Consider the following 8,767-nt stretch of genomic DNA (forward strand, 5'->3'; position numbering starts at 1 on the left):
ATCTTTTGATCTTTAAAAATCGCAGCCTTCGAGCCTCGTCAACTTCTATGAGAAGCACGATCAGAAGTGGAAAGATACCCCGGTCGTGACGTTTAACGGATCACCCGGATAGAAGTTGGCAGAGTCCTGCCCTTTGGCGTCATACGCGGTGTTGGTGGCCGTGGCATAACGCTGGTTGGTCAAGTTACGGGCATCGACAAACACTTCCCATTTTTTACTCGGGGCTTCGTAACCGACTTTCGCGCCCCAAATGGTGTAGGACGGTGCACTCAAAGTGTTGGCGAAGTCGACGTAATAGCTGGAAGCAGCACGCGCATTAAGTTGTGCGTAGAAGCCCCCCGCTTGCCGGTATTGCAACTCAGCCTGATACACCTGCCGCGGCAACCCCGGCAGTTGGTTGTCGCCGAAGGTTGAGTCGTGCCGGTAATAGAAGTCGTTCAAGGTGTAGGCCTGGCGCAACGACAGGGTGTCGCCGTTCTTGCCTTCCCAGAGCAGCGCGTTGAGGCCGGCTTCAATGCCTTGGTGAATCGTCGGGCTGCCATTGGAGGTGGCGACCAGTTGGTCTTGAGTTGCAGTGGCCTGACGCACCACCACCGAAAGCAACTCCTTCTGAACCCACGACCGATACACGGTCAGGCTGCCATCAAAGATGCCATGCCCGCCGCGAATCCCGAACTCAACGGTATTGGCCTTTTGCGGACGAACGTCGCGAATGTAGGGCGTTCCGGTGCTGCCCAACTGCCAGGTGACGGGTGGATCGACCGAGCGGCTGACGTTACCGAACAGCTCGAATTCCGGGGTCAACTGATAGCGCAAACCGAGGCGCGGGGCCAAATCGGTTTCGGTGTATTCGACACCATTGGGGAAGGTGCTGGTATTGACGCCAGTGGTGAATTTTATATCGGCCTTACGTTTGACATTGATCAGCGAAAGACCACTGGACAGCCAGGTTTTATCATTCAGTTGCAGCTCGTTACCTAACGAAAACACCGTATCGCGCGACCCGGTGTAATCGGTTTTTTGCAGCGTGGCCCCCGTCGTCTGGCTATGGGATTTCACGTCAGCCAAATACGACTGGGTATTGCTGAACGTCACGCTACTGTCGCTGGGCAACCCCAGGAAGGTATCGCCGGTGCGCAGATAACGCAGGGTCAGGTTGATGTCTTTGGATCGCCAGTCTTGCGGCGTCGGGCTGTAGCGCCAGCCGTTCAACAGTGGGTAATCGTTATAGCCCAGGCCTACTTCCAGCTTGGCATTGTCGTCAAAGGTGTAGGTGGTCTTGCTGCCCAGCAAGGTCGAACCGTCCTTCTTGCGGCCAATGGGTACGGTATTGCTGGTGGGGTCGTGCTTGAGCTGGTATTTGGTCAGCGTGTTGCCCTGAATCAGGTTTTCTTCGCGATACCGCACAAAGAAGCGCGTCTCCAACTGAGGGTTGAACACATAACCAAAGTTGGCCACCAGCCCCTGGCCATTGTTGGACGTGTGATCCTGATAACCGTCGCGCTGGTTGTGCAGCACACTGACGTAGTAATCGGCAGCCCCGACGACCCCGCCGGTGCTGAGTTGTTCTTTTTGATAGCCGTAACTACCCGCCTCGAAGCGCGCGTAATTGCCTGGATCAGTGCGCCCGGTTTTGCTCACAAAGTTAATCGCGCCACCCAGTGACAAGGCGGAATAAAGGTAAGCGTTGGCGCCGTACAGCACATCGGTGTGATCCACCGCCTGCATGTCGAGCATGTCTTCCTGGGTACCACCGGGGCCGGTCAGGGGCAGTCCATCAAAAAGGAACTTAATACCCAGCACATAGCCTTGATAGAACGTGTTGAGCCCCGAACCGCGAATGGAAATCTTGTTGGCACTTGAACCACTGGTGGCCTGGGCAAAGACACCCGGCTGCAAAGCCAGCACGTCCTCGGCGTTGGCCGCCCGCCCGCGTTCAATGTCGCGGTTGTCGACCACGGCGGTATTGCCCGCCACTTTCTTCAATTCCTTTTGCGACTTTTGCGCCTCGCTGGCCTCGGCTCCGGTTACTACTACCGTAGCCAGCGTGGGATCTTTTGCCTCGTCAGCAACCGCTGTGGCTTGAACCAGCATCAGGAGAATCCCCATGCTGGAGGCTGTTACCAGTGCACTACGTCGCCTTGCTCGCCTTTCTGACGCACTGTTCATTATTTCAATGCTCCTGCCTGTTAGTGAGTGGAGCATCTATGCGTATAGTCTCGCTCTCACCCAGACTTTTGCAGAGTTCGTGCCAGCCCTGAAACTGCGAAAATACGGTCTTTTAATAGCAACTTGAATGTGTTGCTTAAACACTTTGTTAAGGGTCTGTTTGCATTTCAACAGTCAACTTATTGCACAGCTCACTTATAACAATTTGATTAGTGCATATGCTTTTGCATGAACCCATGAGATCGACCTAACCCTTGCACTAGAGGGGTTTTGCCTGCCTGCTGCCCATCAAGTGTTGCTCCAGCAACAGTGCATGAGCAATACGCTGAATTAACCACAACATGACACCCCGTCAATAAGCCTGAACCCCCGGTTTAACGCACTGATTAATAGTTGGTATGGCTCTTGCTCTAACTTTCTGACATGCCTGTTTGCTTCGGTAAACAAAGGTAAACGGTGGAGTGTATTGATCTCGAATACGACTCCGTTTTGCTAAAAGCCAGGAGTTATTAATGGCCAATGTCCAAACTGCCAGCGCGCTGGATGTGCTCTGGCGCCAGGGCCCCGGCGGCGAGCTACTTGATCTTGGGCGAACCTTTCGCGGCCCATTGTCTTTGTCGCGCCTGCAGAGTACGCCCAAGCGCATCCTGAGCCGCCGTGAAGCAGTGCTGCTGGGGGTTTTCGCACTGGCACTGCACGGTGCGGTGATTTACTGGATCAGTCAGAACCCGACGCCCGTACTGCCTATCGTGCCGCCGGAAGTTCCGCCAATGACCATCGAGTTTTCGCAACCGGCACCGCCCGTGGTGGAACCGCCTCCACCTGAGCCGGTTGTTCAACCCGTGGTCGAGCCGCCACCGCCGGTGGAAGACGAACTGGCCGTAAAACCGCCACCGCCCAAACCGATTCCAAAGCCTAAGCCCAAGCCGGTGGTCAAGCCTGTTCCTAAACCCGTGGCCAAGCCGGTTGAACAACCGCCCGCGCCACCGCAACCGGTTGCTCCACCTGCCCCGCCCGCCCCACCTGCCCCGGCGCCAATAACCCCGGCGTCTGCCAATGCCGGCTATTTGCACAACCCGGCACCGGAATATCCGTCGCTGGCCATGCGCCGTGGTTGGGAAGGCACCGTGCTGCTGCGCGTCCACGTGTTGGCCAGCGGTAAGCCCGGAGAAATCCAGATCCAGAAAAGCAGCGGTCGCGACCAACTCGACAATGCCGCTAAAGATGCCGTTAAACGTTGGAGCTTTGTCCCGGCCAAACAAGGGAAAGACCCGATTGACGGATGGGTCAGCGTGCCGATTGATTTCAAAATCAAATAAGCCCAGGCCACCATTTTTACACCGCGAGCGTTCTGAAAAAGACGCGGCGTTCAGACCGTTTTTGATGACCTAATTTAGAGAGCCTGAAAATGAACCTTATCGCTTCCCCCTTTGAATCCATTGAACATGCGGTCATCTGGCTGCTGATTATTTTCTCGGTCGCCACTTGGGGCCTGTTCTTGCTTAAAGGCGTGCAGTTCAGCCGCCTGAAAAACCAGGACCGTCGTTTCCTCAAGCAATTCTGGGCCGCCACCAGCCTCGACTCGGCCGCCGAGCTGGCCAGCACTGCGCCGGGTGCAGCTGCCCGTGTAGCCCAAGCCGGCTATGCCGCCATTCAAGTGACCGATGCGCCACAGGCCAATGACCTGGCGCACAACATCAACCATCAAGACCGCCTTGAGCGCTCGCTGCGCCAGCAAATTGTGCGTGAACGCCGCTCGCTGGAAACCGGCCTGGCGATCCTCGCCAGTATCGGCAGCACCTCGCCGTTTATCGGTCTGTTCGGCACCGTGTGGGGCATCATGTCGGCTCTCAAAGGCATCAGCGCCGCCGGTTCCGCCAGCCTTGAAACCGTGGCCGGCCCGATTGGTGCGGCACTGGTTGCGACCGGCGTCGGCATCGCGGTCGCGGTGCCTGCGGTACTGGTTTACAACTACTTCTTGCGTCGCCTGAAGCTCACCGCCGCTGACCTGGACGACTTCGCCCACGACTTTTACAGCCTGGCCCAGAAGAGCGCCTTCCGTGTACACCTGCACCCGGTGCTGAACAAATCTGCCGCGCCTGCGCAAAAAGTGAAGGAGGCGTCCTGATATGGCCTTTTCAACCCAAGACAGCGATGAAGTGCTGAGTGAAATCAACGTTACGCCGCTGGTAGACGTGATGCTGGTACTGCTGGTGGTGTTTATCGTGACCGCGCCGCTGTTGACCAACGCGATCCCGATCAACCTGCCCAAGACCGACTCGGTCGCCCCCGTGGAGCAAAAAGACCCACTGGTGGTGAGCATCGACGATCAAGGCAAGGTGTTCATCAACAAAGATGAAGTCGAAGCAAGCCTGCTGGAATTCAACCTCCAGGCAGCCAAAGCCAAAGACCCGGAAGTCCGCGTGCAATTGCAGGCCGATAACGGCGTGAACTACGGCGAAGTGGCTCGGGCCATGGCCTCGATCGAGCGCGCCGGGATCACCAAGCTTTCGGTGATTACTGCCAAGTGACTTAAACCGCAGCCTTCTGGCAACCCCCTGACACGACGTCGGGGGGCGACATTCGAACGAGGTGAACACACGTGACTGTCACACAGCTAAATGCCAGGAAGGCGCCGTTGGAAATTGCTCGAGAGCTGGCAGTCGAGTTCGCCCTTACCGCTGTGGAGCGTGACGCTCAAGGCGGTACGCCCAAGCATGAACGTAACTTACTGCGCGACAGCGGCCTGCTGGCCATGAGCATTCCTGGTCAGTTCGACGGTCTCAACGCCACCTGGTCTGAAACCTTTCAGGTGGTCCGCGAGTTTGCCCGAGTCGACAGTTCCATCGCCCACGTCTTTGGTTTTCATCACCTGATGCTGGCCACGGTGCGGCTGTTTGCCAAGCCGTCACAATGGCAAACCTGGTTCAAACTGACCGCCAACAAAAATTGGTTCTGGGGCAATACCCTCAACCCGCTGGACACGCGCACCGTGGTCAAGGACCGCGAAGGCTGGCGCGAATTTTCCGGCAAAAAGAGTTTTTGCTCCGGCGCCAATGACTCCGAAATGCTGATCGCCTCTGCAATCGATGAAAGTGCAGGTGGCAAGTTGCTGATTGCCGCCATCCCCAGCGCCCGCTCCGGCATCACACTGCACAACGACTGGCACAACATGGGCCAGCGCCAGACGGACAGCGGCAGCGTAACCTTCCAGCGTGTTCGGGTTGAAGACTCGGACTTGCTGCTCGATCCCGGCCCCCTGAGCACGCCGTTTGCCTGCCTGCGGCCGCTGATCGCCCAACTGCATTTCGCCACTATTTTCCTCGGCATTGCCGAAGGCGCCTTTGAAGAAGCGCGCCGTTATACCCTCGAAGAAACCCGGCCCTGGTTTAAATCCAGCGCCACGCAGAACACTCAGGACCCTTACATTCTGGGCCACTACGGCGATTTTTGGGTCGCCCTCGAAAGTACCCGCTTGCTGGTCGAGCGCGCGGGTGCAGTACTGGACGAGGCCTGGTCCAAAGGCCCGGCATTGACCAGTGAAGAGCGCGGTGAAGTCGCCATCGCCATTGCGACTGCCAAAGTAGCCGCCAGCCGCAATGGCCTGGAGCTATGTAGCAAGGTCTTCGAGGTGACCGGGGCGCGCGCGACGCAAACCTCCGTGGCCCTCGACAGGCACTGGCGCAACCTGCGCACCCAGAGCCTGCACGACCCGCTGGACTACAAGCTTCAGGAACTGGGCGACTGGGCACTTAACGGCACGTCCCCCATCCCGACATTCTATTCATAGGGACCGACATGCAACTGCTAACCCTCCCCCCTTCCCCGGCCTTGGCCACCTCGATCCGGGCAACCGCACAAGTCTTTGAAGACCCCAAGTCCAAAGCCTTGCTCCAGCATCTGCAGCAAATCGCCCCCAGCGATGCGAGCGTGTTGATCATTGGCGAAACCGGCACCGGCAAAGAACTGATCGCGCGCCACATCCACAACCTCAGCGCACGCAAACACCAGCCGTTTCTGGCCGTGAACTGCGGTGCTTTTTCAGAATCGCTGGTGGAGTCCGAACTGTTTGGCCACGAGAAAGGCGCCTTCACTGGCGCCTTGGGCGCCAAGGCCGGATGGTTCGAAGAAGCCAACGGCGGCACCCTGTTCCTCGATGAAATTGGCGATCTGCCAATGCCGATCCAGGTCAAGCTGCTGCGCGTTTTGCAAGAGCGCGAAGTGGTTCGCCTGGGGTCGCGCAAAAGCATTCCCATCAACGTCCGCGTACTGGCCGCCACCAACGTACAGCTGGAAAAAGCCATCAATGCCGGGCACTTTCGCGAAGACCTGTTCTATCGCCTGAACGTGGTCAACCTGGAACTCACCCCGCTGCGTGAACGCCCGGGCGATATCCTGCCGTTGACCCGCTACTTCATCGACACCTACAGCCGTCGACTGGGTTACGGCGACGTCATCCTGAGTCCAGAGGCAGAGCAAAAACTCACCCACTCCAACTGGCCCGGCAACATCCGCGAACTGGAAAACGTCATCCACCACACCCTGCTGATCTGCCGCGACGGCGTCATCCAGAGCGACGACCTGCGCATGTCCAACCTGCGCATCACCCGACCAGAAACCAGCACCGTCAACAGCGACCAGAGCGCAGAAGAACTGCTGGAACATGCCTTCCAGCGGCTGTTCGAAAGCCAGTCTGACAACCTCCACGAAAACGTCGAACGCAGCCTGCTGCGCGCGGCCTATCGCTTTTGCCACCACAACCAGGTTCACACCGCCAAACTGCTGGGGCTGAGCCGCAACGTCACCCGCACCCTATTGATCAACCTGGGCGAATTGAAAGTCAACAAACGCAGCGCAACAGAACCCAAGCAAGATGAACGCGTGTTGCATTTGTCGATTTGAATACTGCCTTGCGGTAACAACAAAACCCTGTAGGAGCGAGCTTGCCTCGCGATCTTTTAAACCGTTAGAAGATCGCGAGGCAAGCTCGCTCCCACGGGGAGTTACATACACTTTTCCATTCGACATCGAAAAAATTAAAAAACCCTAACAATAAATAATCCTTATAATACTTTATTTCAACCCTATAACCAGCTGCACACTACTAAACCAGCTAACACAACATTAGAATCCCGCATTAGCTTAGAGCATATTTTGATCATCACACAATATAAAACACTAAAGATCAGCCCATCAACATTACTCCAACTATGACCCATCAACCTTTAGACCTTCACAAATAAATCCCAAGCCAAAGCTGCATTACCCTCATCTATGTGTGAGAGCCCATCATACAATATCCATCCCCCCATAAAGCCCCACGCAGTAATTTATTCAACCTCTTAAATTTATAGTTTGAAATTTGATGTCTATAGATTACTCTGACACTAAACTCATTCCAAACCTATTGACCAACCTTCTTCACTCGCAACCCGCCCACATCATTACTGCAACTTTACTCTCTAACTTTTAAAAACACTACTTAACCTTCAGATCTCGCATTAAAGTATACTGAGGGCCCGCATAGAGACACATGCTTTGTCGTAAAAGAAATTAGCGAATCCTTATTTGATATGCGTACCCTATACTCCCCTGCCAGCACGGCTATATCAACCTTCAACAATTCGTTTGTAGGTACACCCTTAATTTCAAGCTCGCGGAAATTTCCGCAGCTTATACCGATCCTGCAAGTATTAAACTCGGCCTTCCTCCACTTTTCGGGCAAGGTATCCGGCAATTCTTGTATATCAAACTCCACTGTAATGCTCGGTCTATTACTGTCTATATGCACAGCAAACAACTCAACTAACCCAATAGCTACAGGAGCGCTAAATACCTTTCCAAAAAAAACACTTCCATCCAGCTCATTCCAATGCATCATTTTCTTTCCTTAAAGTAGAAATGATCTTTACCCCCGGAATTTTTCCGGTCCTTGGATTGCTAATTGGCCTTAGGTTTAAATGAGCCTTCTGATCCCCCTCATTTCCCGGCGCTGAAAACTTGTGTCCAGCGCTATGATCTTGAATGATGATTTTCGAACCGTCCTCACGTGTAAACTGATACTCCCTCGTGAAGATAGGTTTGCCGTAAGCGTTTAGAATATTTTCATTACTCCTAACTGTCATGTTCACATATTTAATCTGACTATTTTTACCAGTTCTCGGATCATATACGAGATCAGGATGCTGTATCCTTGATATCCCCGCTTCAAACTTAGCCTGCTTAAAAGCACCGTTTCGAGAGACCTCAGGAGGGATTAGCTCATTTGGCCGCTCACACGCAGGAGTATTATCCCCCCCAGGACACGAATTCAACCCCAACGGATCCACCCACCCTGTCGGGTTGGGTACGTACTGGTAGCTATTCAGCCCGCCCGCGAGTTTGATCGGGTCGGGGGTGAGGTAGCGACCGGTGTTGGGATTGTAGTAACGATGCCGGTTGTAGTGTAGTCCGCTTTCTTTGTCGTAATACTGACCCTGAAAGCGCAGCGGGTTGGTGATTTCGGCCTTGTCTAGTTTGAGGACGTTACCTTAGGCGCGGCAGTGGGCCGACCATACGATTTGGCCGTGATGGCCGGAAAGGCTTTGCCATTGAGGGC

At 55.1% G+C, this 8,767-nt stretch carries 8 protein-coding genes and 1 pseudogene; 6 read left to right on the top strand and 3 right to left on the bottom strand.

What is annotated here, in order from left to right; all coding sequences use genetic code 11:
* Positions 1–60: 60 nt before the first annotated feature.
* On the bottom strand, positions 61–2,094 hold the full coding sequence (locus NTD86_RS08810) for a TonB-dependent receptor family protein (protein WP_262201813.1): 2,034 nt from the start codon (positions 2,092–2,094) through the stop codon (positions 61–63).
* Positions 2,095–2,107: 13 nt separating this feature from the next.
* Between NTD86_RS08810 and NTD86_RS08815 the strand changes: the two genes are divergently transcribed.
* The 6 genes from NTD86_RS08815 (at position 2,108) to NTD86_RS08840 (ending at position 7,071) form a co-directional block, all read left to right on the top strand.
* Entirely contained in the window at positions 2,108–2,296 is a 189-nt protein-coding gene (locus NTD86_RS08815) for a hypothetical protein (RefSeq protein ID WP_262201815.1), read from the top strand.
* Positions 2,297–2,681: 385 nt separating this feature from the next.
* Complete coding sequence (locus tag NTD86_RS08820; RefSeq protein WP_262201816.1) at positions 2,682–3,488, top strand: energy transducer TonB; 807 nt, start codon at positions 2,682–2,684, stop codon at positions 3,486–3,488.
* Between the two features lie 89 nt (positions 3,489–3,577).
* Positions 3,578–4,297: a MotA/TolQ/ExbB proton channel family protein gene (locus tag NTD86_RS08825; protein WP_048368933.1), complete on the top strand. Its 720-nt coding sequence runs from the start codon at positions 3,578–3,580 to the stop codon at positions 4,295–4,297.
* A gap of 1 nt (position 4,298) precedes the next feature.
* Positions 4,299–4,700: an ExbD/TolR family protein gene (locus tag NTD86_RS08830; protein ID WP_262201817.1), complete on the top strand. Its 402-nt coding sequence runs from the start codon at positions 4,299–4,301 to the stop codon at positions 4,698–4,700.
* Positions 4,701–4,771: 71 nt separating this feature from the next.
* A complete protein-coding gene (locus NTD86_RS08835; RefSeq protein ID WP_262201818.1) occupies positions 4,772–5,959 on the top strand; it encodes an acyl-CoA dehydrogenase family protein in 1,188 nt (395 codons plus the stop codon).
* 8 nt (positions 5,960–5,967) lie between these two features.
* Positions 5,968–7,071, top strand: coding sequence for a sigma-54 interaction domain-containing protein (locus NTD86_RS08840; RefSeq protein ID WP_262201819.1), 1,104 nt, complete (start codon positions 5,968–5,970; stop codon positions 7,069–7,071).
* A 580-nt stretch (positions 7,072–7,651) separates the two neighbouring features.
* Here the strand turns inward: NTD86_RS08840 and NTD86_RS08845 are convergent.
* Both NTD86_RS08845 and NTD86_RS24265 read right to left on the bottom strand, forming a co-directional pair.
* Complete coding sequence (locus NTD86_RS08845) at positions 7,652–8,050, bottom strand: immunity 50 family protein (RefSeq protein ID WP_262201820.1); 399 nt, start codon at positions 8,048–8,050, stop codon at positions 7,652–7,654.
* Positions 8,034–8,735 (bottom strand): annotated as a pseudogene (locus tag NTD86_RS24265) (RHS repeat-associated core domain-containing protein); the annotation flags it as partial. The gene NTD86_RS08845 and the pseudogene NTD86_RS24265, both read right to left, overlap by 17 nt.
* Positions 8,736–8,767 lie beyond the last annotated feature (32 nt).

It is taken from the genome of Pseudomonas sp. 7P_10.2_Bac1, assembly GCF_025465935.1.
Lineage (GTDB): Bacteria > Pseudomonadota > Gammaproteobacteria > Pseudomonadales > Pseudomonadaceae > Aquipseudomonas.

What these genes read in the sequence shown, in the direction of transcription:
- NTD86_RS08825 (WP_048368933.1), top strand. Translation starts at nt 3,578, where the DNA reads ATGAACCTTATCGCTTCCCCCTTTGAATCCATTGAACATGCGGTCATC.
- NTD86_RS08840 (WP_262201819.1), top strand. Translation starts at nt 5,968, where the DNA reads ATGCAACTGCTAACCCTCCCCCCTTCCCCGGCCTTGGCCACCTCGATC.
- NTD86_RS08830 (WP_262201817.1), top strand. Translation starts at nt 4,299, where the DNA reads ATGGCCTTTTCAACCCAAGACAGCGATGAAGTGCTGAGTGAAATCAAC.
- NTD86_RS08820 (WP_262201816.1), top strand. Translation starts at nt 2,682, where the DNA reads ATGGCCAATGTCCAAACTGCCAGCGCGCTGGATGTGCTCTGGCGCCAG.
- NTD86_RS08810 (WP_262201813.1), bottom strand. Translation starts at nt 2,094, where the DNA reads ATGCTGGTTCAAGCCACAGCGGTTGCTGACGAGGCAAAAGATCCCACG.
- NTD86_RS08815 (WP_262201815.1), top strand. Translation starts at nt 2,108, where the DNA reads ATGCTGGAGGCTGTTACCAGTGCACTACGTCGCCTTGCTCGCCTTTCT.
- NTD86_RS08845 (WP_262201820.1), bottom strand. Translation starts at nt 8,050, where the DNA reads ATGATGCATTGGAATGAGCTGGATGGAAGTGTTTTTTTTGGAAAGGTA.